This is a genomic window from Paenibacillus sp. UNC451MF (assembly GCF_000686845.1).
Lineage (GTDB): Bacteria > Bacillota > Bacilli > Paenibacillales > NBRC-103111 > Paenibacillus_S.
On the sequence record NZ_JMLS01000046.1, the window covers coordinates 1 to 22,417 of the forward strand.

The 22,417-nt window shown below is 46.2% G+C and carries 24 protein-coding genes; 11 read left to right on the forward strand and 13 right to left on the reverse strand.

The window, feature by feature from the left end:
• Positions 1–26 precede the first annotated feature (26 nt).
• From BP97_RS0129525 to BP97_RS37835, 5 genes are all read left to right on the forward strand, one after another.
• A complete protein-coding gene (locus BP97_RS0129525) occupies positions 27–1,286 on the forward strand; it encodes a sensor histidine kinase (RefSeq protein ID WP_442952397.1) in 1,260 nt (419 codons plus the stop codon).
• Between the two features lie 5 nt (positions 1,287–1,291).
• On the forward strand, positions 1,292–2,215 hold the full coding sequence (locus BP97_RS0129530; RefSeq protein WP_028552338.1) for a DNA-binding domain-containing protein: 924 nt from the start codon (positions 1,292–1,294) through the stop codon (positions 2,213–2,215).
• A gap of 186 nt (positions 2,216–2,401) precedes the next feature.
• Positions 2,402–3,211: a prolipoprotein diacylglyceryl transferase gene (locus BP97_RS37830; protein WP_036746767.1), complete on the forward strand. Its 810-nt coding sequence runs from the start codon at positions 2,402–2,404 to the stop codon at positions 3,209–3,211.
• Positions 3,201–4,631 carry a radical SAM protein gene (locus tag BP97_RS0129540; RefSeq protein WP_028552339.1) on the forward strand — a complete coding sequence of 477 codons (1,431 nt, stop codon included), beginning with the start codon at positions 3,201–3,203 and terminating at the stop codon, positions 4,629–4,631. Before BP97_RS37830 ends, BP97_RS0129540 begins: the two co-directional genes overlap by 11 nt.
• Positions 4,624–4,977 (forward strand): hypothetical protein, encoded by a 354-nt coding sequence (locus BP97_RS37835; protein WP_051621043.1) that lies wholly within the window; start codon positions 4,624–4,626, stop codon positions 4,975–4,977. Before BP97_RS0129540 ends, BP97_RS37835 begins: the two co-directional genes overlap by 8 nt.
• A 109-nt stretch (positions 4,978–5,086) precedes the next feature.
• Here BP97_RS37835 and BP97_RS0129550 read toward each other — a convergent pair whose 3' ends face one another.
• Entirely contained in the window at positions 5,087–5,851 is a 765-nt protein-coding gene (locus BP97_RS0129550) for a class I SAM-dependent methyltransferase (RefSeq protein WP_331281329.1), read from the reverse strand.
• A 114-nt stretch (positions 5,852–5,965) separates the two neighbouring features.
• Here BP97_RS0129550 and BP97_RS37840 point away from each other — a divergent pair, with 114 nt between their 5' ends.
• The gene (locus tag BP97_RS37840) at positions 5,966–6,367 is read left to right on the forward strand and encodes a helix-turn-helix domain-containing protein (RefSeq protein ID WP_051621044.1); all 402 of its coding nucleotides are present in this window, start codon (positions 5,966–5,968) and stop codon (positions 6,365–6,367) included.
• Between the two features lie 75 nt (positions 6,368–6,442).
• Here the strand turns inward: BP97_RS37840 and BP97_RS0129560 are convergent, their stop codons facing one another.
• From BP97_RS0129560 to BP97_RS0129570, 3 genes are read right to left on the reverse strand one after another with little or no spacing between them, the layout of a single operon-like run.
• A complete protein-coding gene (locus BP97_RS0129560; RefSeq protein WP_028552341.1) occupies positions 6,443–7,585 on the reverse strand; it encodes a Re/Si-specific NAD(P)(+) transhydrogenase subunit beta in 1,143 nt (380 codons plus the stop codon).
• Positions 7,575–8,459 carry an ABC transporter ATP-binding protein gene (locus BP97_RS0129565; RefSeq protein WP_028552342.1) on the reverse strand — a complete coding sequence of 295 codons (885 nt, stop codon included), beginning with the start codon at positions 8,457–8,459 and terminating at the stop codon, positions 7,575–7,577. The genes BP97_RS0129560 and BP97_RS0129565 overlap by 11 nt, the downstream gene beginning before the upstream one ends.
• Positions 8,437–8,847, reverse strand: coding sequence for a GntR family transcriptional regulator (locus BP97_RS0129570; protein WP_028552343.1), 411 nt, complete (start codon positions 8,845–8,847; stop codon positions 8,437–8,439). The genes BP97_RS0129565 and BP97_RS0129570 overlap by 23 nt, the downstream gene beginning before the upstream one ends.
• A gap of 197 nt (positions 8,848–9,044) precedes the next feature.
• Here BP97_RS0129570 and BP97_RS37845 point away from each other — a divergent pair, with 197 nt between their 5' ends.
• Together BP97_RS37845 and BP97_RS0129580 are read left to right on the forward strand one after the other, a co-directional pair.
• Positions 9,045–9,998 carry a phosphotransferase family protein gene (locus BP97_RS37845; RefSeq protein WP_051621045.1) on the forward strand — a complete coding sequence of 318 codons (954 nt, stop codon included), beginning with the start codon at positions 9,045–9,047 and terminating at the stop codon, positions 9,996–9,998.
• Between the two features lie 17 nt (positions 9,999–10,015).
• Positions 10,016–10,969: an LLM class flavin-dependent oxidoreductase gene (locus BP97_RS0129580; protein WP_028552344.1), complete on the forward strand. Its 954-nt coding sequence runs from the start codon at positions 10,016–10,018 to the stop codon at positions 10,967–10,969.
• Positions 10,970–11,494: 525 nt separating this feature from the next.
• Here BP97_RS0129580 and BP97_RS0129590 read toward each other — a convergent pair.
• Positions 11,495–11,698 (reverse strand): 2-hydroxymuconate tautomerase family protein, encoded by a 204-nt coding sequence (locus tag BP97_RS0129590; RefSeq protein ID WP_028552345.1) that lies wholly within the window; start codon positions 11,696–11,698, stop codon positions 11,495–11,497.
• 6 nt (positions 11,699–11,704) lie between these two features.
• Positions 11,705–12,874 carry a YbfB/YjiJ family MFS transporter gene (locus BP97_RS0129595; RefSeq protein WP_028552346.1) on the reverse strand — a complete coding sequence of 390 codons (1,170 nt, stop codon included), beginning with the start codon at positions 12,872–12,874 and terminating at the stop codon, positions 11,705–11,707.
• A 145-nt stretch (positions 12,875–13,019) separates the two neighbouring features.
• On the opposite strand from BP97_RS0129595, the gene BP97_RS0129600 reads away from it, so the two are divergent.
• Positions 13,020–13,895 carry a LysR family transcriptional regulator gene (locus BP97_RS0129600; protein WP_028552347.1) on the forward strand — a complete coding sequence of 292 codons (876 nt, stop codon included), beginning with the start codon at positions 13,020–13,022 and terminating at the stop codon, positions 13,893–13,895.
• Between the two features lie 55 nt (positions 13,896–13,950).
• Here the strand turns inward: BP97_RS0129600 and BP97_RS0129605 are convergent, their stop codons facing one another.
• Positions 13,951–14,256: an ArsR/SmtB family transcription factor gene (locus BP97_RS0129605; protein ID WP_028552348.1), complete on the reverse strand. Its 306-nt coding sequence runs from the start codon at positions 14,254–14,256 to the stop codon at positions 13,951–13,953.
• Between the two features lie 169 nt (positions 14,257–14,425).
• Between BP97_RS0129605 and BP97_RS37850 the strand changes: the two genes are divergently transcribed.
• Both BP97_RS37850 and BP97_RS0129615 read left to right on the forward strand, forming a co-directional pair.
• The gene (locus tag BP97_RS37850) at positions 14,426–15,829 is read left to right on the forward strand and encodes an MFS transporter (protein WP_051621046.1); all 1,404 of its coding nucleotides are present in this window, start codon (positions 14,426–14,428) and stop codon (positions 15,827–15,829) included.
• A 139-nt stretch (positions 15,830–15,968) separates the two neighbouring features.
• Entirely contained in the window at positions 15,969–16,391 is a 423-nt protein-coding gene (locus BP97_RS0129615; protein ID WP_028552349.1) for a GNAT family N-acetyltransferase, read from the forward strand.
• 470 nt (positions 16,392–16,861) lie between these two features.
• Here BP97_RS0129615 and BP97_RS0129620 read toward each other — a convergent pair whose 3' ends face one another.
• From BP97_RS0129620 to BP97_RS41265, 6 genes are all read right to left on the reverse strand, one after another.
• A complete protein-coding gene (locus tag BP97_RS0129620; protein WP_028552350.1) occupies positions 16,862–18,253 on the reverse strand; it encodes an MATE family efflux transporter in 1,392 nt (463 codons plus the stop codon).
• A gap of 165 nt (positions 18,254–18,418) precedes the next feature.
• Positions 18,419–19,027, reverse strand: coding sequence for a histidine phosphatase family protein (locus BP97_RS0129625; protein WP_028552351.1), 609 nt, complete (start codon positions 19,025–19,027; stop codon positions 18,419–18,421).
• Between the two features lie 9 nt (positions 19,028–19,036).
• Positions 19,037–19,531 carry an NUDIX domain-containing protein gene (locus BP97_RS37855; protein ID WP_051621047.1) on the reverse strand — a complete coding sequence of 165 codons (495 nt, stop codon included), beginning with the start codon at positions 19,529–19,531 and terminating at the stop codon, positions 19,037–19,039.
• 283 nt (positions 19,532–19,814) lie between these two features.
• Positions 19,815–21,374 (reverse strand): extracellular solute-binding protein, encoded by a 1,560-nt coding sequence (locus BP97_RS0129635; RefSeq protein WP_028552352.1) that lies wholly within the window; start codon positions 21,372–21,374, stop codon positions 19,815–19,817.
• Between the two features lie 263 nt (positions 21,375–21,637).
• The gene (locus BP97_RS0129640) at positions 21,638–22,072 is read right to left on the reverse strand and encodes an NUDIX hydrolase (protein WP_028552353.1); all 435 of its coding nucleotides are present in this window, start codon (positions 22,070–22,072) and stop codon (positions 21,638–21,640) included.
• Positions 22,073–22,206: 134 nt separating this feature from the next.
• Positions 22,207–22,417, reverse strand: a 211-nt coding sequence (locus tag BP97_RS41265; protein WP_028552354.1) for a hypothetical protein, incomplete at its 5' end; no start/stop codon positions are given.

A 22,417-nucleotide genomic window follows, 5' to 3' on the forward strand; every position in this document is an offset into this window, starting at 1 on the left:
AACTTATTACCGCATTGCTGTTTATGATGATTGCGGTTCCGCTAGCCGGAGAAATCAAATTTTTCCCATTTCACGATACGTTTCGAATCAGTCTGGGAACGCCGGTTTTTTTCTTTTTCTTATTATGGATTCGAACCATTCCCCCATTCTTGTCGGGTCTGATTGTCGGATTCAATGTCGTTGTATTCCGGCTGCTGTGGGACGGGTTTCTGCATCCTACCGGACGGTCATTTCAAGAGTTGTTGCTGCTGCATTACCCGGTTTTCTTCTACTATGCGACATACGCTTGCTTGTTCCAGATTCTGAATTTGAATAAGCAGCCTTATCAGCCGCTGCGGGTCGGCGCCCTGGATATTATTACCGAAACCGGAGCTACTTTCGCCGAGCTGGCGTTCAGGCCGACGATCATTGAAGATTTCATTCACTGGCAAGCTTATGGGAAAATCGTGCTGATCGCGATGGTCCGCAGCTTTTTCGTGCTTGGCTTGTACAACATCATTCAACTGCGGCAGGCCGTATTGAGCGAGGAACAGCAGCGGAAACAAAATGAACATACGTTGGTGCTCATATCCAATTTGTATGAAGAATCGGTTCAGCTCAAGAAGACGCTGCAGTACGCTGAGAATATTACTAGGGATAGCTATGAGTTGTACCGCAGTCTGCTTCAAGCAGAACAGGAAGGACGTCCTGGGCAAATCCGCACGCTCGCTGAGCGGGCTCTACTCATTTCCGGCAAGGTTCATGAGATCAAAAAAGACAACCAACGTATCTACGCTGGTCTGTCCAAGCTCATTTACGAGCAGGGCTCGGCCGATTATATGGATGCTGAAGAAATAGGGCGTCTTATCGTCAGTACCAATAAGAAATATGCGGAGTCGCTGGGCAAATCGATCCGGTTCCGCCTCGATATCGACACGGCGCTGCCCGCCCTGCACGTATTTACGATTCTTACACTGGTAAACAATCTGGTGGCCAACAGCGTCGAGTCTATGGACCAAGAAGGTTGTATTCAAATAACGGCCGTCCTTTCCGACGGATACATAAAGATTCATGTGAGCGATAACGGTCCAGGTATTCCCGCCAAACGAAGGGAGCGCATTTTCACTCCCGGCTACACGACCAAATACGATCCTTCCGGTACACCGTCTACAGGGATGGGATTGTTCTATAGCCTGGAAGTAGCGGAGTCTCTGGGAGGCCGGCTCGAACTGCAAGAAGATGACGGGGAGGGCGAAACGGTGTTTACCATCATTTTGCCGTTACATCAAGTAACAAAGAGGGGATAATTGTCATGCGTTTTTTTATTGTTGATGATGATCAAGGTATCCGCTCCATGCTGTTTGATATTATAGAAGACGAAGCTTTGGGAGAGGTTGTAGGAGAAGCCGAGGACGGATCTCAGGTATATGCTGAGCTGCTGGAGCTGAAGAAAGTCGATATTTTGCTGATCGATCTGCTCATGCCACTTCGTGACGGCATTCAAACCGTTAGGGAGCTCGTGCCGTTGTTCAGCGGCAAAATCATCATGATCTCGCAGATTGAGACCAAAGATATGATAGGCGAAGCGTACTCGCTCGGCATCGAGTATTATATAGCCAAGCCGATTAATCGGCTGGAGGTGATTGCTGTCATCCGTAAAGTTGAAGAGCGGTTGCGTCTGCAGAAGTCGATACAAGATATCCAGAAATCGTTGCAAGTCCTGAACCTGGGCAAGTCGCTGGATCGGGCCGATGCGGCCAATGCCCAGCCGGGCATTACTTCCTCAGGCCGCTCACTACTGTCCGAGCTTGGTATGATCGGAGAAGCCGGAAGCAAGGATCTTCTCGACATGCTTGAATATTTATATGAATACGAAACCACGGCCGTTGAGCCCCATTACTTTCCGTCCCTTAAGGAGATCTTCCGGGGCGTAGCCCTACGCAAGCTGGGAAGCTCGGCATCGGATTCCGACATCGCCAAAGAGATCAAAGCCTCGGAGCAGCGCGTACGACGGGCACTTTCCCAGACGTTGAACCATGTCGCCTCCCTCGGGCTGACCGATTATTCCAACCCGAAGTTCGAGAACATCGCTTCGAAATACTTCGACTTCACCGAAATCCGAAAAAAAATGATGGAGCTGCAAAACGACGCCGATCCCTCCCTGACACAAACGAAGATCAACACGAAGAAATTCGTGCAGGTGCTTTATTTGGAAGCGAAGCGGCTTATACATTGAGGGATGTGGGTCACCTAAGGACATTCAACCAGGAATGTCCTCTTTTTTTATCTCTACTTGCCAAATTCCTCCTCGCAACACAAGGATTATCCCATAGATTAAGAGAATTTATAGAGAATTACTCCTCCATAATATAGTTAATCTGGAACAATACAGCCAAAAAAAGCGACATGATTGGAGACTGCAATGACTTTCCCCATTTGGATCAACCTTGGTTTTATAAAACTGCACCCTCATATGATATTTGAAGCATTAGCTTATTTTATTGGTTTTCGTGTGTACTTACACACTCGTAGTAAGGACAAGATTCCGGCAGAACAAGGCTTGTGGGTCATAGTAGGCGCGATCTTAGGAGCTGCCATTGGTTCTAAAGTGCTGTATTGGCTGGAGGATCCTATGAAATCTTTAGAAAACTGGCATAGTTACACCTATTTAATGGAGGGAAAAACGATTATTGGCGGACTTCTTGGTGGTCTGATTGGTGTGGAGTGGATCAAAAAGCGCGTTGGCATTACTCGTTCAACTGGAGATGATATGGCACTACCGATTATTTTGGGCATGGCAATTGGGCGTATCGGCTGCTTTATGACTGGACTTGATGACCATACTTATGGCACTCCTACATCTTGGCTTACAGGCGTTGATTTTGGCGATGGTATCCCCCGTCATCCTACACAGCTATATGAAATTGCATTCTTGCTCCTGCTTGGCGGTTCACTGCTTAGATGGAAACACCGGATGAATATGCGTGCAATCCTGACACCCCCAACTTCAAAGACAATTCCAGATGGAGCTCTTTTTCAACTATTTATGACCGGATATCTCTCGTTTCGCTTTGTGATCGACTTTATCAAGCCAACACCTCACCCCTTTCTAGGCCTTAATAATATCCAGCTAGCTTGTCTCGTGGGCTTGATCTATTACATGGTTTTATTGTCCAAATGGATCGCAAAATCACCAAACACTCATAAGGAGGAATACAACAATGTTAACTAAAAATAGACCCTACATCTTTTACGAGCTTACGAACAGCATCTGCTCCCAGTGCCTGCGAAAGGTGGAAGCTAAGGTCATTATAGAGGATGATCAAGTATTTCTGCTCAAATATTGTGGCAAGCATGGCCGCGAAAAAGTATTAATCGCCAACGACGCAGCCTATTACAAGAAGTGCCGCGAGTTTCTAAAGCCTGCTGAGATGCCCCAGCATTGGAACACACCGATACGCTATGGTTGTCCGTATGATTGCGGGCTTTGTCCCGATCACGAGCAGCATAGCTGCCTGACATTAATCGAGGTCACAGACCGCTGTAACCTCCAATGTCCAATCTGTTATGCAGAGTCTTCGCCGCACCGGGAATCATGGCGCTCGCTAGAACAGATCGAGAAAATGCTCGATGCTATCGTCCGTAACGAAGGTGAACCCGATATTGTGCAAATTAGTGGTGGAGAACCGACAATCCATCCTCAGTTCTTTGATATTCTCGACCTTGCCAAAAGCAAACCGATTAAGCACATTATGGTTAACACCAATGGCATTAAAATTGCCCAAGACCGTGAGTTCGCTAAAAAATTAGCGAACTATATGCCTGGCTTTGAAATTTACTTACAGTTCGATAGCTTTCAAGAGGAAGCATTACGAGAGTTGCGAGGCGCTGATTTGCGGGACATTCGCCGCCGGGCGTTAGAACATCTTAACGAATTCAACATCTCGACTACATTAGTCGTTACCTTAAAAAAAGGGTTAAATGATAATGAGATCGGGGACATTATTCAGTTCGGCCTGAAGCAGCCTGCAGTGCGCGGCGTTACCTTCCAGCCTATTCAAGCTGCAGGACGTTTAGAAGATTACGACCCAGCAAAGGATCGTCTGACACTTAGCGAGGTCCGTCAACGCATTATTGAGCAATCTGGCGTTTTCCGTGCCGAGGATATAATCCCTGTTCCATGCCATCCCGATTGCCTAGCGATGGGTTACGCGCTGAAGCTTGGTGAAGAAGTGCTGCCTCTTACGGGTTTGATGGATCCGCAAATCTTATTGGAAGGCGGTCGCAACACCATCGTATTCGAGCAGGATCAGACGCTCAAATCGAAAATTTTCGAGCTATTCTCGACAGCCCATTCTCCAACCTCTTCAGCACTTTCACTTAAAAACCTGCTATGCTGTTTGCCTATGGTCGCCGTTCCAGACAATATCAGCTACGATAATGTGTTCCGTGTTATTGTTATGCAGTTTCTGGATCGATACAATTTTGATGTGCGTTCCGTCAAAAAATCTTGTGTCCATATCGTTCACCCTGATGGAAGAATCATCCCGTTTGATACATATAATATGTTTTATCGTGGAGATCAGGAAAAGAAGCTAGCCGAACTACGGGCTGAATTCGATTTACAGGCAGGAGGTATCACTAATGAGTGAAGATGACATTAAGGCACCGAATAACAATCAACACGAAGAAGAACCAATCCCTAGTGTCCAAGAGCCTGAAGGACTGAATCCTTCTCCTCCTATTAACCCGCCAAGCCATGCCTTGCAGGTATGGAAGGGTATCGGATTGTTGCTGCTGCTGCATCTGTTACTGTTCATTGTTCCTGTTGCCTTTTTCTTCATAAGTGTCGCGCAACTCGTTTACCTGATTCCCGCTTTAATTCTTTTTCGTAAGAATAGAGGCATCCTTCAAGGATTACTGATTGGTGCGGGAATTACTTTTCTGTTGAACGCAGCCTGCTTCGGTCTCTTGCTTGGTGGAGATCTTAGAATATAGTGGAGAATGAATTGAACCGATAATAAATGGAATGCAAGTGAAAGCACAGAGAAAGCCACTCCTTAGTATGGAGTGGCTTCTTAACGAAACCCATGAACTTAAAATTCTGCTACAGAGTTAGCCACCACATTCCCGCGCATTCCGGCAAATGAGTCCAATTCCGTTCAACAACCCGCTTCGCCGTGGATTCTCCAAAGAAAAATCTAGTTATCTGCTCCGCTTGTTGAATATTATCGAATGTATAATCCGTGCGAATCCATTTATGATGAAATCCGTAATCTTGAACGAGAGCGGCATAGTACGTTTTCAAAAATTCCGGCGGATTGGGCTGTTCTTCCCCTGTGCCCATCGTTTCAAATATAAGAATCATGCCGTTAGGTCGGAGCACACGCTTCATCTCCGCAATAATTAGCCTCAAATTGTCCAAAGCATCGGGAACATCGGCATTTGTCAGGTAACACACCGTCCAGCCCGCAATGATGAAATCCACGCTATGATCCTCTAATGGAAGCGATCTGTGGTCTGCAACCACGGTTCTCCAATGAGTATAGCCCTCCTCCTGCAAACGATTAGCGGCTATCTTCAGCATGGCTTCGGAATGATCCAAAGCGACTATTGATTTGGCTTTCGATGCCAATTCAACCGTAAATCTGCCTGAGCCTGCTCCCAGGTCCAGAATATCGAGTCCTTCCAAGCCGACCAGCTCTTCGATGGTTGAAAGCAGCGGTTTTTGTTTGGAAATCATCAAGTGATACTTGTCTGCTTCTTGTTGATAAATTGCATCATGATCTGGCATATTAAATCCTCCCTTAAGTTGAATGAACCGGTTCGCATTCATCATAAAGCTTAACGTAACGGCAAGGTCAACACGCATTTTTTCCAATCTGCAGAGCTCCCACTCCTGCTCTTATATTCAGCACCTGATGGTTATACGGCAGCAATCCCGTCCATACTGGACAATATAACCTTTTCTGAGAGCGGTGATGGAATGAACGAGATTGGATTGTATATCAAAACAATGCGGCAGCAGCGAGGCGTGGACATTATGGATTTTGCTAGAGAGCTGGGGGTATCCCCCGATTATTTAAGCAACCTCGAATCGGGTAAAACGAGGACGCTTCAGCTGGAAATCATCAATAAGTTGCAAAATGAATTTCAAATAATAGAGGCCAACGAGGTTGAGCCGTATATCGAGAATGATGTAGGTACCCGAATTGAGCATCTTGCCGTATCTTTACGTGCATTATATGACAAAGATCCCAAAGCCGCTGAATATTTGATAAGCGTTGTCGAACAAGGATTCGAGTGGATGATAAGTTCAGGCATGCTTCAGCAGGATGCTTTTCTGAAAACAAATGGCTCCCGTTTAGAGGGAAGTTCCTCCTTTTAAGCTGTATGAAAATAAAAGGACCCCCAGCGGGTCCTAATTTCTGTCTACCTATTTCATATCTTTTTTTAATATAATCTATCCCGCACTGCCCCGGCTTTTGGTAAGTGTCACTCTACCCCAAAGCCATTTACGAATAATTCCGTAAACAATAACCACAGAGATCGCCCCTGAAACATAAAAAATAATTAAGTTGTTTACATACCTATGTGAGTACTCCCCTTCCTTACCATAGTAATGAGTACCCAGCATGTTCTCCAGAAGAGCTCCTCCAAACAAAAATGCACACACAATGATCCCAGCAATTAAATAGGGACGAAAGCGATCATTTAACAAAAGTTTACCGTTATTTTCGTTTCTTGATCTGCCTGCCATCCGTATCATTCCCCATAAGCTGCCTGCTGTAACAATTAGAGGAACGATTAACGCTTTTACTCCAAAGTATAATTGCCTAATTTGCTCCAATTGTTCCTTTGAAATCCCTTGCTGGCTTTCCGCTAATCGGAATATCTCTCTAATATTAATCAGCTTGATAGGAAACGATAATTGCTCAAACCAGGCGCTTGTCGCTTGGCGGAATAACCAATTTTCCCGTATTTCTGTTATGCCAAGGGCAAAATAGTGCAGTGAAACAGCTTCCTTAATTAGTCCGTACAAGCCATAGGGAACAAGAGGTATAATGATGCAGAGGATGACCTGAGAGAAGACACTCCCCCCGATAAATCCAATCCAAAGAGAAAAGCTGAATACTGCGCAAAGAATGAAAAGCTGGTGGACATAGTACATCCATATTAAATTATCAGGCAAGTAGCTGCTCAAAATGGTCGTATGGACCACCGCTAATTGAACAATAAGGCCAAGGGTAGATGCACCGAAGATGTGAATTAAACCGAGCAGCCATTTGGACAAATAAATATGCTCTCTCTTTACAGGCATGGCATAGGTAAGCTCCAGGGTCTGATTCGTTCGACCGAAGCCTACGAAAAAGGCGGCAAGACCAACGCAAAGTATAAGCTGAAGCGCGGAAATAGTCTCCAGATCGGCACCAAAATAATATTGAAAAGTGTTCTTTCCTTGCTCCAAGTAGTATTGAACATTCCCCGCCACATTGCTCGCATGGTCATAAAATTGGAAACCACTAATGATGGCCACGACCCAAAGCGCCCATAGTATGTATTTGGATTGCTTATAATTTTGAAACCATAGTCCTTTATGAAGCATGCCTATCTCCTCCCAGCTTGGTAATAAACAAATCCTCTATGGTTACTGGAAGCTCCTCAAGCAGCAGCGGGCGGCTATTCTCCAATACCTGCATCGACCGGTCCACATCGTTTTTGATGAGCAGCGTCGTTACTCTTCCGACTTGCGTTAGTACCTCTATATCGCCAAGAGTGCTCAATGGATTACTCGATGTGTCGGCAAACGCTACCTGAACTTTTTTGAATGTTTGCTGAAGCTCTTCGATACGGATGATAGATTCAATCTCCGCATCGTTCATCATCATAACGACGTCAGCCATTTTCTCCAGCTCCTGCAAATGATGGGAGGAAATCAGAAGAGCCGTCCCCCGTTCGAATACATCCTCTATAAGCAGCTGCATGATCTGCTTCTTCACTATAACGTCCAAGCCGTTCGTCGGCTCGTCCAGCAATATCAGTTTCGCCCGAGTCGACAAAGCCACAATCATGAACAGCAAAGCCTTCATGCCTTTGGAAAAACTGCGTATCGAACGATTAGTAGGCAGCTGGAACCGCTCCATCCATTCGTAAAGCGCCTGTTCATCGAATTGTTCGTACATATGACGATGCAGCCGGACCAATTCTTTGACATTGTAGTTGTTGAACATGCTCATGGAATCAGGAACGTAGTACATCGATTGCTTGACCTGCGGATGGGCCGTCAGATTGACTCCCTCCAACAGCACCTCGCCGTTGTCCGGGTCCAGAATCCCGGCAAGCAGTCTTAACAAAGTCGATTTCCCTACGCCGTTTCGGCCAACCAGCCCAGTGATCGTACCTTTATTGATTTCGAAATCAACGCCTTCAATAATCGACTGCCCATCGATTTGCTTACTAAGATTGCGGACGGTTAACATCGTCTTCTCCTCCCCATTCCTTCAAATATCCGTCGATCCATTGGACCAACGTGTCACGGCTGATACCGATGTAGGATGATTCCATGACTAGCAGCTTTAACGACTCCCGGATTTCCTTGATCTTCTGTTCATTTCCTTGTACGGAGGATAAGGCTTCCGTAACGTAAGTCCCTTTCCCCCTTCGAGTTTCAATAATACGCTGCCGCTCAAGCTCCTGATATGCTTTACTAACCGTGTTCGGATTGATCAGCAAGGAGGATGCAAGCTCGCGAACAGACATCAGCTTATCATTAGGTCTAAGCACCTTTTTCAAAATAAGTTCCTTAATTTGCTGAACGATTTGCTCCCATATAGGGGTCGTGCTGCGCTCATCAATATGAATTGGCAAAGGTAGTTCACCCCTTGTTTGGAAATGGATCCACTATATAACTGCGTGTATTAATACATATAGTACACTTAATACAATAGGATAAACTTTCCTGTTTGTCAACACGTTTTCTTACTCGAACATTTCCTGAGATATTGCAAATGGGTATGATACAATAAATAACAAATAATTGAAAACCAATGAAGGAGAAGCAGCTGATGTCCGATTACGCTTTATCTGAACGCAGTTTAAAATGGGTTATTCATTCCATCCATTCTCGTGCAGTCGTTCGCTCGGTTCGCCAGCTTCTTGGAGGCACTTCTTCCCTCATACTCCACCTATCGTTGGAAGTGGAAGAAACGGTGCAGGAGGTCGTCCTTCGGCTGTTCGATAATACCGAATGGCTGCTTGAGGAGCCTGATGCAGCCCATCATGAAGCCGAATGTCTTCGATGGGCTGCCAAGGCGGGACTTCCAACGCCACAGCTTATCGCTTGTGACGTAACCGGTAGCGAATGCGACATGCCCGCTGTCCTCATGACATGGATCGAGGGAAGAGTCCAACTGGAGCCAACTGATCTTAAGTCTTGGGTGAATGGGCTTGCCGAGACTCTTGCAGCTATACACTCTGTGGAGGCGAACGATTTCCCTTGGATTTATTCTCCCTATATCGATGTGGCTTCTCCTGAGAAGCCCTCTTGGTCGAATGTTCCTCAGTTATGGGATGCTGCAATCCGCATCGTCCAAGGGCCACAACCTGCCGCTGAGCCCTGCTTCATCCACCGGGATTATCATCCAGGCAACGTTCTGTGGATCGGTGAGAAAATCAGCGGTGTCGTCGATTGGGCAAATGGCTGCCGTGGACCGGCAGCCATCGATGTCGGACATTGCCGACGGGACTTGGCCCTGCTGCATGGAATACCCGCTGCCGACGCGTTCTTGTCCGCGTACATGCTTCACGCTGGGGAAAGGTTTCGTTACGATCCTTACTGGGATCTCTTATCGTTAATGGATACCCTCTTCGGTTCCCCCACCGTAGACCCGGGCTGGGAAGCTTTCGGTATGAATGGATTAACCGACGAAATGATGAGGAAGCGCACAGATGAATATATGATAAGCCTATTGAACCGCTCATCGGAGTCTGGTCTTGCGACGCATCTAGGAAAAAGTTAAGCAAGAAAGGAGAATATATGAAGGCATTGAAGCTTAGTGTATTGGATTTGGTTCCCATTCTAGATGAAGCTGATGCCACCTTCGCGCTAGCCAAGGCCGTTGAGTTGGCCCAGACAGCAGAACAATTGGGTTACAAACGGTATTGGACGGCAGAGCATCATGACATGCCTAACCTGGCCTGCACCGCTCCAGAAGTACTCTTAGCTCATATCGGAGCGAGAACGGAAAGCATCCGGCTCGGATCGGGGGCTGTGCTGCTGCCGCATTATAAGCCGCTCAAGGTAGCGGAATCGTTCCACCTGCTCGCCAGCTTGTACCCGGGACGGGTGGATCTCGGCATTGGCCGAGCCCCAGGCGGGTCAGCGCATGTAAGTATAGCGCTTAGCGGCAATTTCCTTGAGAATGTCCGCCTGCTTCCAGAAGCACTGAAGGAGTTGACTAAGCTGCTAGAGGGCAGCTTCGAGCTTGATGGGCATAAGGTGACCGCACGCCCTACTCCCCCTGTGCCACCGGAGTTGTGGATGCTGGGCACGAATCGCAAAAGCGCCGCTTACGCCGCAGAGATCGGAGCCGGTTATGTGTTCGGGCAGTTCATGAGCGATGTGGATGGAGAGGAAGTGCTTGCTGCTTACCGCGATGCATTCATTCCATCCCCACTATCCCCGGCTCCACAGACCATCGTAGCGGTTGGGGTTATTTGCGCCGAAACTGAGGAAGACGCAGAGCAACTAGCCGCGACTGGTAGCATGACTGCGTTCCGTCAGGAGGGCTCTGGGGACGAGCCAGCTTCATCGCTAGCCTCCAGCCGCAAATGGCTGGTAGGAACACCGCACAATATTGCGTCTCGTCTTAAGCAATTATCGCTCCTGTACGGTGTGGACGAATTCATCGTCGTCACCATGATCAAGGACTACAAGAAGCGGCTTCAATCCTACGCTTTGCTGGCGGAGGCTGTCTTCTCAAGTACTTGATTTAAGCCGAAAAATTGGAAGCTGAAGCTCTCTCCACCACGGACAAACTTCTCTATTCGTGCATATGCTATAGCAGCAGAACACGAACGGAGGGGGAGTACTTTGCGCATAACAGACCCTTTGCTTAGTCTTACCCGTACTACATGCTTATGTATGCTTATTACCGGCTTAGGTTGGTTCATCGTCAATCCCGCAAGCGTTTTTATGTGCGTTCAGGAGATTAGAACCGTGCTTCGTTTTTTGTAAGATGGAAGGCTTCACATTTCATCAATAGGCAGCCCACTGCTTAAGCTGAAAGCGGGGCTGTCTTTTTGTTTGTCTGCCTCATTGGCATAGGTGGATATTCCAAAATCATCGGCATTTATTATGACGTAACGTTCGTTCCCCTTTCGGAATGTGATAAGCAGCAAAAAGGGACGCAAAATCACTTCAAGTGATTTGCGTCCCCTGCTCTTACGGGATATTGTGTATGTTGTTCGTATTATACACTGTAAATTGAAAAAGTAAAGGCTAACCGGAAAAATGTTATTTTTCCCGCTGTCTGCGAACCGTGATGGTTTCCCCGCCAATGCCCCAATTGTCCGTATCGACTTCATCGATCACAACCACGGTCGTGTTCGGATTTTTTCCCATCACATCTACCAGCAGCTGCGTGACTCCGCGGATTAATTCCGCTTTTTTCTCGGGTGTAACTTGTTCCTTAGTGATTTTAATGTTGACATATGGCATAGTCAATTACCTCTTTTCTTTTTGTTCATATGATATTCCCGTACCTAAGAAACATGCCCCTAACAAGACGACGCCTGCCGCTCCCCACAGAGCTCCATTGTAGTTATGGGTCAGAGAGGCCAGCAAGCCTGCACCTGTCGGTCCTAACATTTGACCTAATCCATAGACGGCCGTCAAAATTCCGATCATTCGGCTGCTTTGCGTCGGACTGATCTGCCGCGTCAACGTAGTAGCCATACTAGTTATTCCCATGAAAGTGGCTCCAAATAAGACTGCGCTTATTGAGGAACCTAAGGGCGTTGGCCATACAGCTGGCAGCACGATACCTACAGCTTGAAGGAACATCGATACGATTAACATACGGACGTATCCCCGGCGCTTCGCGAGCGCAGCCCATAGAATGCAGGAGGGGGCTGCCGCAAGGCCAACCAAGGTCCATACCCATACCGCATGCCCGGCAAAGGCAGGAATTTGATCTGTTATCGCAACAATAAAAGTACCTGTAACAATGTACCCCAAGCCTTCCAGGCCGTAAGCCGCTATCAGCCATGGAAGCCACTTGCTCGATGGAAGGGGGCTCGTCTGGTTGTTCGTCTGAGTTGGAGCCTCTGAGGGAGCTTCTTCCTTCACCCATATCCATGGCAAAACAGTGCCTGCCACGCCCATTACTGCAAGGGCTACCCATACTCCTTCCCAGCTCCATAAGGTGCTGCCTATCGTAACGAGCAGCCCGCTCGCCATGATACCCAAGCCTACTCCACCGTACAGAATCCCCGACCATACCATCTTGCCTCTGGAGGCAAGAACATCGAGCACAATGCTGGAGGAAAGCACAAAAACAAACGCGCTCACAAGCCCCGAGAGAAACCGCAGTACGAACCATACCGGAACACTATCCGTTAAACCCATGCAGGCTGTAGACAGTACGCTCACAGACAAGCTAAGTCGGAGGAATACAGTTCGTTTCCCTTGCCATGAGAAGATGCCGGCCAGAACCGCCCCGAGCAAATACCCTGCATAGTTGCTAGAAGCAAGATAACCGGAGATTGCATCGGAAAAATGCACAGCCTTTTGCATAAAAGGCAGCATCGGCGTGTAGGCGAACCGCCCGATTCCCATCGCGACGCTTAGAGCTAATACACCTCCCAGGACATGAAACATCGGATGTCTGGTCATGGTTTCAACTCCTAAAAGTTTTCTGAAAAGATAACTGCTACGTTAAGCTTTCTTTATCATAAACGATGACCTTCCATCTGATATAATATAAATATAAGATATTAGCAATCTGAAATAGAGATATCTAAAAGAAAGGTGACCCACCATGGATCTTCATGCCCTGAAGGTGTTTCAAACCGTCTCGCGAACAGGAAGCATTACCAAGGCGGCACAAGAACTAAATTATGCACAATCGAATGTAACGACGAAAATTCAGCAGCTGGAAAGTCATTTTCATACCACCTTATTTTACCGCCATAACCGCGGTATTACTCTTACCTCCAAGGGGCATACTCTGCTTGCTTATGCAGAGCGGATATTCCAGCTAATAGAGGAATCTGCCCAAGCGATGCAGGATGATCCGTTGCCGAACGGCCCATTGCGTATCGGTTCAATGGAAACAACCGCTGCGGTTCGGCTGCCAGAGTACTTGGTAAGCTATCACCGCACTTATCCGAACGTTGATCTGACGCTAACTACAGGTCCAACAGAGGACCATATTCAAGCCGTGCTCCACTATGAGTTGGATGGCGCATTTGTCGCCGGCCCCGTCGAGCATCCTGAATTGCTGCAGATGAATGTGTTACAGGAAGAACTGGCGCTGATTACAGACTCTCTTCACCCGCGCCTCACCGCTACTGCAGATCTGCAAAATCGCACTATGCTGGTCTTTCGTCAAGGCTGCTCCTATCGAGCCAAACTGCAAAGCTTGCTGCATCAAGATGGCATATTCCCCGATAAAATCATGGAATTCGGCTCCCTTGAAGCCATACTGGGCTGCGTTAAGGCCGGACTTGGTATCAGTCTGCTGCCCTTATCCGTTGTGGAGCGCTATATTCATGAGGGTTCACTTCAAATGCATCCTTTACCGAATCAGCACGCCCTTGTTCAAACCGTTTTTATACGCCGCAAAGATACATTGTTAACCTCTGCGCTTGTTCATTTTATGGAAATGTTTCGTTCAGAATCACAAGAACTCTAATCAAAGCCAAACAACCCTCCCCATTTTACGGAGAGGGTTTCTTTATATCATAAGCCTAGACTGTAACCGCATTCAAAACGGCATCCAGCAGTCCTGGGAACCGCGCCTCCAAATCGTCCTTGCGAAGATCCACAATGTGCTGGGTACCCTGGATTTGAACGCGTACTACCCCTGCTTCCCGCAAGGTCCGAATATGATGGGAAGCCGTTGATTTGGCTACAGGAAGCTCAAATGAGCTGCACGGCTGAGCCCCTTGCTGAGCAACTTTGCTGACCAAGCTCAGACGGACCGGATCGCTTAAAGCATAAAGGACAGAGCACAGGTGTATATCGTCAACGGCGGGATGAAATAAAATCTTCAATGACCGCTCCCCCTTTGTTTTTCAAAAAATTTACACTTTTCTTCTTGAATTATAACACATCTCATGATATATTTCTATTGTTCGATAACAATCGAACTTTAAAGCCGAACACCTTGACGTATAGGCTTTTCACATAAAAGGGACGGATATCTACCTTTAAGGAGGCTCTATGAATACCAATTCTACACATCCCGAATCATCCGCTGCTGACACTGGCAACAGCTTTAATGAAAAGTGGGTCATCCCGCTTCTTGGATTTACCGTTATTCTAGTAGTAATGAACACGATGATGTTCAACCTTGCCTTACCCCAAATCACTTTGGATTTTGACTTAACTTCCGTAGCGGCTTCCTGGATTGTTACAGGCTATTCCATTGTTTTCGCTATTTCATCCATTACGTATTCTCGGCTGTCCGATTTCGTACCTATCCGAAAGCTTTTCACGATAGGACTGCTTTCCCTAGGTACAGCTTCCGTGCTTGGCTTTTTCAGCCATCATTTTGTCCCGCTGCTCATCGCACGTCTTATTCAAGCTTCTGGGGCCGCTTCTGTGCCTGCACTAGGCATTGTTCTTCTTACCCGCTACATTCCTTTATCGAGACGCGGTAAATCGATGTCCATCGTGATGTCTGCCAGCTCGCTTGGTCTTGGACTTGGCCCTGTCATCGGTGGCTCCATTACCCAATATTTCGGGTGGAACGATTTATTTCTCGTTACGGCAGTTACACTGCTGCTGGTTCCCGTATTCTACAAGCTGCTGCCAAAGGAACAGCCTCAAAGAGGTTCATTTGATATAGCGGGAGCCGTGCTAATTGCCATCGGAACTACAGGCTCGCTACTATTCTTGACAAATCGTTCCTGGTGGATGCTGGCTGCGGGGGTGCTTGCCCTGGTATTGTTCTGGATGCGTATCCGACGCACGAGCAATCCGTTCGTTCAGCCATCCCTGTTCGGCAACAAGTCGTATATGAATCTTAATGCTATCGGAGTTATGGCCTACATGAGCAGCTTCGTTACATTATTCCTTGTTCCCCAAATCCTGGCTCATCTATATGCTTTGACACCAGGACAGTCTGGTCTAGTATTGTTCCCTGGAGCTGTTCTATCGATGCTGGCTTCCACCTGGATAGGCAAAATGATCGACCGCTTCGGCAACAGCGTTCTGTTCCGTTATGCACCATGGCTGCTCATTGCAGCCGCTGCGTTGTTCGCGTTATTGGCGGTTCATTCCGTCTACGCCATTGTAGTTACCTACATGCTGCTCAGCGTCAGCTTCTCGGCACTGACGACTAGCGTATCCAACGAAATATCTCGCATCGTGCCTAAAGAGCATATCGGCGCAGGAATGGGACTGTTTCAGCTTCTGCAATTTTTTAGCGGTGCATTCAGTGTTGCCGTCACAGGCACCTCGCTCACCATGCAGAAAGGCTTGCCACTCACACATGCTTACGCCAATATTTTTTGGGGAATGACGGTGATTGCAGCTATAGCGATCATTTGCTCTCTGCTATATCGAGCGGAGAAGCAGGGAGGCTCCTTGCATATGAACGTATCAACTCGTGCCGAGGATTAAAAAAACAAGCAGTAGTTATCGTATCCGCTACGATAATTTACTGCTTATTTTTTTAAAACACAGATCTTTCGTGTTACTATTAATGAAGCTATCAACGTTAGATGCATGTAAAATGGCAAATGAAAGAGAGCGTGAACCATTGAATATTAGAACAGCAACTGAAGTAGACTACCCCGAATTAAGAAAGCTATACCTGGAATCACGTCGCAATAGTTTTGAGTGGGAAAATGCCAATGAAATGACCTTAGAAGACTTTGATAAACACACACTAGACGAGTTAATCCTTGTAGCAGAAGATGATGACCATATGATGGGATTTATGTCGCTGTACTTGCCGGACAATTTCATTCATAATCTCTTTGTTCATCCTGATTCCTCAGGCAAAGGAGTCGGCAGTCAATTACTGCAAGCCGCCACCGAGAATATGAATAAACCCTTGCGATTAAAATGCGTATCTAAAAATCATAAAGCATTGAAGTTTTATGAGCGTAACGGTTGGAAGAAGGTTGTTGAGGAAGGTCGTCCAGGAGAAGAGAAATATTGGGTCATGGCCTATGAATAAATAAGGAGCCCCAGCGGCTCCTTAAGTCTGTCGAGAAACTCCGGTGGGGTATTCCCTTCCGGCCGCTGTTGTTATCGGGAAATTTTCAATTTATTCGCTTTACAGGGGATTTCCCGACAACAAAGGCGGACGCTTCCGCTCCTCCAAGGAATACCCCACCTCACGCTTTCATCCAGCTTCTGAATAATTGAGTTTCTCGACATAAAAAAGGAGCCCTAGTGGCTCCTCAGATTGTCGAGAACATGTAAAACTTGAAATCTTGCTAGTATACTCCAGTGGAATATGCCCCTCCAGCCGCTGTTGAAACCCATGAATTTGATTAGAATTAGCGGTATATTCATGGATTTCAAAGGCGGACGTAAACTCCTCCGAGGCATACCCCACCTACCTATATAGCAAATTTCACGTAAAACAGGTTCTCGTCAGATTTAGGAGCCCTAGCGGCTCCTTTTTTTCGTCAACTGATCTGCTTATATACTCGCTGATTGCTCCTTATACTCGTGCCTTACAAGCCCGTGCTTCTCCCAAGCACGACTCTTCCAGCGGAAGTACATAATAATTGCTCGCGACCATTCATCCGAAGCGATAGCAAGCCATATGCCAGCCAAGCCCATGTTCAGCTTGAACACGAACAAATAGCCTAACGATAGACTCATCCCTACCATCGTAAAGATACCAACCCATAATGGATACTTGGCATCTCCCGCGGCACGCAGCGAGTTGATCAGCACAATATTGATCGTGCGCCCTGTTTCCAACACTATGCTCAGCAGAAGCACGTTCGCCCCTAGACGTATGATCTCAGGATCTATTGTGAACAAACCCATAAGAGGTTTGCGGAGCACAATAACTACGGCCACCATCAGCAATGTCGCCGCACTCGCCCAACGCGCACTGGATAATACTCTGCTGTAAGCTTCGTCTTGTCGGTTCGCCCCCACCAATCGACCTACGATAATGGAGGTACCCATCCCGATGGCAATAGCGAATAAGTAAATGAACATCGAAATGTTCGATGCATATTGCCTTGCCGCCAACGCCTCCGCCCCGAGGAAGGTTGCATAAAATAAGAAGATCGTTTGGCAGCCATGGTACATTACCTGCTCCATAGCGGAGGGAATCCCGATTTTCAAAATATTACGGATATATTCCACCGATAAGGAGAAGTAATATTTCCACTCAATACGCACTTCCATTACCCGATACAAAAGCCATAGAAAGACAAGCACTGCCAAGGCACGGCTTCCTATCGATGAAATAGCGGCACCTTGTACACCCAGCTGAGGGAAGCCAAAGTGACCGAAAATCAATGTGTAGTTCCCCACTATATGCACAATATTCATGCCTAGCGACACAAGCATCGCGTGCTTAGTAAAGCCGTGAACCCGAATGATCGCTGCCAACGAATTAATGATCGCCTGCAAAAAAATACCGCCACCCACGATATGCAAGTAGTTTTGCGCATGAACTAGTATCTCACCCGTTAGGTTTAACGACTTAAGCATGCTGCCACTGAACAAAATAAACCCTACACTGATCAGCAGGCCGACTAGCAAATTAAGTGTAACGGCATGAGCCGATATTTTGGCCGCTTCTATGAGCTTACGGGAGCCGATATACTGCGCTACGACAATCGAAGCCCCGTTGCCGATAACCTCCAGAATGAGGATGGCAATACCCAAGTATTGATTCGCCGCACCCACGCCTGAAACAGCATTATCCGAAATCGCGCTAAGCATAAACGTATCGGCGATACCCATAAGCATAAACAGAAACACTTCCAAAAATATCGGCCATGTAAGAAAAAATAAATTGAACTGCTCCGTCCTTCCTCCGTGCTGCTTCCCTTGAATGGAATCCATGATGTCACCTTCTCTTTTTCGTTCCGTTCCATTAAACTCAAGGTATCGTAGCACAGTTCCAACCCTATTGCACGTACAAAATAAGCATTTTACAAAACTTTCATAATGGATACGCTTACTTGGAATCATGATCTAAAGGTTATCTTATCCCCTAAGATTTACCCGTCAAGGTAGCTCTAATTCTAAAGCTTCAAGGTGCGAAGTATCGTTTAAGAAATGAACCCTTCTGCTTTGGCTCGCCGTAATTTCCACAAGATGAATGGCTGTGTCGCCGTTGTGAAATCCGAACTCTTTAGTGACCGGCATTTTCAAAAAAGATCTCAACAGATTATTGATCACCCCGCCATGAGCTACAATGGCAATTCTATCGTATGAGGATGAGCTCAGTATTCGGGAAAAGATAACTTCAATTCTCATACGGAACTCGATATCCGACTCCCCGTTTTCAATCCGTTCATGAGCCTCTTTGGGTCTTGGATACTTCTTGGCCTCTTCATAAGATAACCCGGCTAATACTCCATTATTGTGCTCCATAAGCTCATCCTCATACTGAACTGGACATCCTACGGTGTTAGCTAGCACACCCGCCGTTTCACTCGCTCTTCTTAAGGTGCTGGCCCAGATGAATTCAGGAGGGAATCGCCTCTTCACCTTCTCCGCCATAAGTCTGACTTGCTTGCGGCCTAGCTCGGTTAGCGGGAAATCCGCTCTTCCTTCGTGCACCTTTAATATATCCGCTTCAGACTCCCCGTGTCGGATCATTAAGATCTGCATTTTGGCCTCCTATAGAAATAAAGTATTTTTTTCAAACCCATTCTGAATCCAACTTGCCAAAGCATCGCGTCCAGGAGCACCCATAATAAAATTCAGATCGTCCTTCGGATGCATCCTGTAATCTGTGATTTCTTCTAAAGGAATCCATGCAATTCCAATTTGATGAACATCAGGCTGTGCGCCTACCTGGGCTTCTTGCTCGTTCGACATGCTGCATAAGAACGTAAAATCGATCTGGTGAACATCCTGCTCATGGTGCGGAAATCTGGAGTCTCTTTTCCCAATGAATTCATTAATGAACAGCAGATGCTCTGGGTTGACATGAAGGTTCACTTCCTCCAGTACTTCCCGAATTAACGTTTGCTGGATCGCTTCTTCATGCATCTGCCCTCCGCCGGGCAGCACATAAAATTCGCCTTGCAATCCGGTCCTCCGTAATACAAGCAGCGATTGGTTTTTTATGATGATAGCTCGTGATGCCGTTCTAATTTTTTTAGCTGCCATCCTTTACCTCTCTTCACAATTACTTTTGCCGGCCGGCTTCAATAACAATAATAGGTTTTACAGGAAAAATATAGACTTATATTTTCAAATCGGTTATACTACTATTATAGGAGCTGAAGATAGCACCCTTTGCTTAAAATCTGTCAAAAACAGGTTTATGATATTTAATAACTCGATACACATAAGATAACCACCCTTGCCGGTGGTTTTTGTTATTTTACGGGAATGCATAAGAAAACAAAAAAAGCTTGATTCAGAAAACTGAACCAAGCTTTGCTTATTGTTATTGATTGTTGAAGATGGCGATGCCGTCTTTGTTGTTGTATCTTTCTGTTGCTTCCTTGACGATTTCGTTACCGCCCTTAGCTTTGTACTCTTCGATAACTTTCGGCCAATCGGAGATTGGCTCTTTGCCGTAAATCATTTTGACCATATGGTCGATGATTAATTTCGGACCTGTATCACCAAGCGGAGTCAAATCTGGATATTTCGAGAATGCTTTCAGATCCGGGTTGAAGCCGATACCTGGCAAGCCCTCTTTGGATAGAACAGTATCAAATGCTTTCAAAATGTCTTGACCATCTTGGCTCACGCTTAATTGAAGCTTGTTATAAGTAGAGTCCGATGCCAGCTTCAACGTGGTACGGAAAGATTCTTCTTGAGTCTCTTCCTTATTCGTCGGAACTTTATAGTTGATTTTTCCGTTCTCAACCGTATAGTTTTCTCCCTCAACACCTAAGCTGAAGAATTTTTCTGCTTCATCGGTTGCCATCCATTCAACAAACTTCATGATGCCAATAGCTTTTTCTTTATCAACGTTTTTGTTGATATAGTAAGCACTAACCATTGGGGAATACAAGAAGTATCCCGATTTTCCTTCAGGTCCTTTAGGAGAAGCAATAACATCGACCTTAGCGGCAGGATCTACAGCTTTAAGATTCGTTCTGAAGTCTTTCAAGCCTGTCCCAACGTTAGCCGACCAGATACCCGATTTACCAGCATTAATGTTTTTGCTGTAATCTGTGGAGGAGATCGTTGCAAAGTCTTTTGGCATCAAGCCTTCATCGTACATGGTTTTATACGTTTGCAAAGCTTTCTGCATGTTTTCTACATCAAAAAACTTCGGCACGATTTGATCGCCTTGCTTTTCAAATTGATCCTTATACGGAAGCACGTCAAAAGCGCCCAAAATAACGTCGGCATATTTGAAGTTTTCACGCATTTGGTAAGGATTTTCTACGCCCAGCTTCTTAAATGCACGCAATACATTCAAGAACTCGTCAACCGTTGTAGGTACTGGCAATCCTGTTTTTTCCAAAAGATCCGTACGAATATAAGTACCGCGACGGGATGGATTCGTCAAATAGCTTGGAATTGCATAAATTTTACCTTTGTACGTTACAGAGTCCCAAGCTGCTTTAGGAACTTTCTTATACACGGTAGGAGCATATTCTTTCAAAAGATCGTCCAAAGGCATAAATACGCCGGCTTCTACTGAACCCGCCATATCTTTCCCTGTTGGCATATCCAAGCTTCCAAGCACGTCTGGAAGATCGTTACCAGCGAACATCATGCTCATTTTTTCACGTTGAATCAGGCGTACATCCAATTCCGTGTTAGTCAGCTTGTTCAATCTTTGAATCCATTTGTCCTTGTTCAAGTCAGGGGAACGTTGTGCGTAACCGTCGCCTGAAGTGATCGGATAAGCGATAGAAAATTTTAATGGACCTTTATCCCCTGTTTTACCTGCCGAGCTTTGTGCTTCCTCACCTTTGGTAGAGCAACCTGCTATGGAACCGGCTGCAAGCGCTGTAACCATGACCATACTTACTGCTTTTTTCATAGTAATCCTTCTCTCCTGATGTTTTATCTCTATTTCTATTTTTAATCTCAACATATCTTAACCTATTTTCGACTCCGACCAAAACGGTCTTAATTACGGGACGTTGTGTTTTTTTACGATTTAATTTTTTTATTATAAATTTTTACATATTAAATTTGAGCGTCAGGACAACAAAAAACCGCCCGACAAAGGTGCCGGACAGTTTACTAAGGTTACACTAATAGAGGGCTTCTGAGTGGTGTTTAAAGTCTTAAATAAGACTATTATACATTTCCATGGAATGAATACACAGGAATTTTGTAATCTCGGCTTATAACCATCTTGACGGGGAGATTGGCAAACAGCTCATTCGCATTATCCACTGCCATCCATTTAACCTCAGTAATTTCCTCATCGGGATCGGATACTTCTAGCTCTCCTCCAACGATGACCGCTTCAAAAGTGAATAATAAAGCATGATGTCCCGCTTCTGTAAAAAATACTTCTCTGACCGAGTGTAAACCCTTTACTTTTACCTCCAAACCGGATTCTTCCTTGGTTTCCCTTAGTACAGCTTGCTCCAAAGTCTCACCCGGTTCAACGGCTCCGCCCGGCAAGCTCCAATACGCTCCGTTGCCATTTTTATTCTTGACCATCACTACATTTTGACCCGCTTCATCCCATATCAGCGCAATGGCTACATCGACTCGCTTTAACATAAATAGGAATCCCCCTAATTTAATAATACTTACGAAACTGTGGTAGAAAAATAACAAATAAAAAATGGATATTAGGCTTGTCGAAAAAAAAGAATGACGGGCGCATCCGGCACCCGTCTCTCCAACTATACTCGTTAAAATTTCAACACACGATCAGATATCCGGGCTGTCACTATGTGCCCGCCATAAGAATTGGAGTGACCGCATTCCAATGGGGTCGAGCTTACAAAGCTGGTCTCCCTTCCTTCGATGCTGAGAGCTCCGTCTTCCAACGTGATGATCGCATACAAAGGCTCCTCATAAGGCGCGCACATCTGCAACACTGGATATTGTTCAGATACTTCC

Excerpts from the sequence above, each read along its gene's own strand:
- BP97_RS0129620 (WP_028552350.1), bottom strand. The coding sequence starts at position 18,253 with ATGGATTCCATTCAAGGGAAGCAGCACGGAGGAAGGACGGAGCAGTTC.
- BP97_RS37830 (WP_036746767.1), top strand. The coding sequence starts at position 2,402 with ATGACTTTCCCCATTTGGATCAACCTTGGTTTTATAAAACTGCACCCT.
- BP97_RS0129590 (WP_028552345.1), bottom strand. The coding sequence starts at position 11,698 with ATGCCATATGTCAACATTAAAATCACTAAGGAACAAGTTACACCCGAG.
- BP97_RS0129640 (WP_028552353.1), bottom strand. The coding sequence starts at position 22,072 with ATGTTAAAGCGAGTCGATGTAGCCATTGCGCTGATATGGGATGAAGCG.
- BP97_RS37855 (WP_051621047.1), bottom strand. The coding sequence starts at position 19,531 with ATGGCAGCTAAAAAAATTAGAACGGCATCACGAGCTATCATCATAAAA.
- BP97_RS0129530 (WP_028552338.1), top strand. The coding sequence starts at position 1,292 with ATGCGTTTTTTTATTGTTGATGATGATCAAGGTATCCGCTCCATGCTG.
- BP97_RS0129595 (WP_028552346.1), bottom strand. The coding sequence starts at position 12,874 with ATGACCAGACATCCGATGTTTCATGTCCTGGGAGGTGTATTAGCTCTA.
- BP97_RS0129560 (WP_028552341.1), bottom strand. The coding sequence starts at position 7,585 with ATGCTTCATAAAGGACTATGGTTTCAAAATTATAAGCAATCCAAATAC.
- BP97_RS37850 (WP_051621046.1), top strand. The coding sequence starts at position 14,426 with ATGAATACCAATTCTACACATCCCGAATCATCCGCTGCTGACACTGGC.
- BP97_RS0129635 (WP_028552352.1), bottom strand. The coding sequence starts at position 21,374 with ATGAAAAAAGCAGTAAGTATGGTCATGGTTACAGCGCTTGCAGCCGGT.
- BP97_RS37845 (WP_051621045.1), top strand. The coding sequence starts at position 9,045 with ATGTCCGATTACGCTTTATCTGAACGCAGTTTAAAATGGGTTATTCAT.
- BP97_RS0129600 (WP_028552347.1), top strand. The coding sequence starts at position 13,020 with ATGGATCTTCATGCCCTGAAGGTGTTTCAAACCGTCTCGCGAACAGGA.
- BP97_RS0129565 (WP_028552342.1), bottom strand. The coding sequence starts at position 8,459 with ATGTTAACCGTCCGCAATCTTAGTAAGCAAATCGATGGGCAGTCGATT.
- BP97_RS0129525 (WP_442952397.1), top strand. The coding sequence starts at position 27 with ATGATTGCGGTTCCGCTAGCCGGAGAAATCAAATTTTTCCCATTTCAC.
- BP97_RS0129580 (WP_028552344.1), top strand. The coding sequence starts at position 10,016 with ATGAAGGCATTGAAGCTTAGTGTATTGGATTTGGTTCCCATTCTAGAT.
- BP97_RS0129625 (WP_028552351.1), bottom strand. The coding sequence starts at position 19,027 with ATGCAGATCTTAATGATCCGACACGGGGAGTCTGAAGCGGATATATTA.
- BP97_RS0129540 (WP_028552339.1), top strand. The coding sequence starts at position 3,201 with ATGTTAACTAAAAATAGACCCTACATCTTTTACGAGCTTACGAACAGC.
- BP97_RS0129550 (WP_331281329.1), bottom strand. The coding sequence starts at position 5,851 with ATGCGTGTTGACCTTGCCGTTACGTTAAGCTTTATGATGAATGCGAAC.
- BP97_RS37835 (WP_051621043.1), top strand. The coding sequence starts at position 4,624 with ATGAGTGAAGATGACATTAAGGCACCGAATAACAATCAACACGAAGAA.
- BP97_RS37840 (WP_051621044.1), top strand. The coding sequence starts at position 5,966 with ATGAACGAGATTGGATTGTATATCAAAACAATGCGGCAGCAGCGAGGC.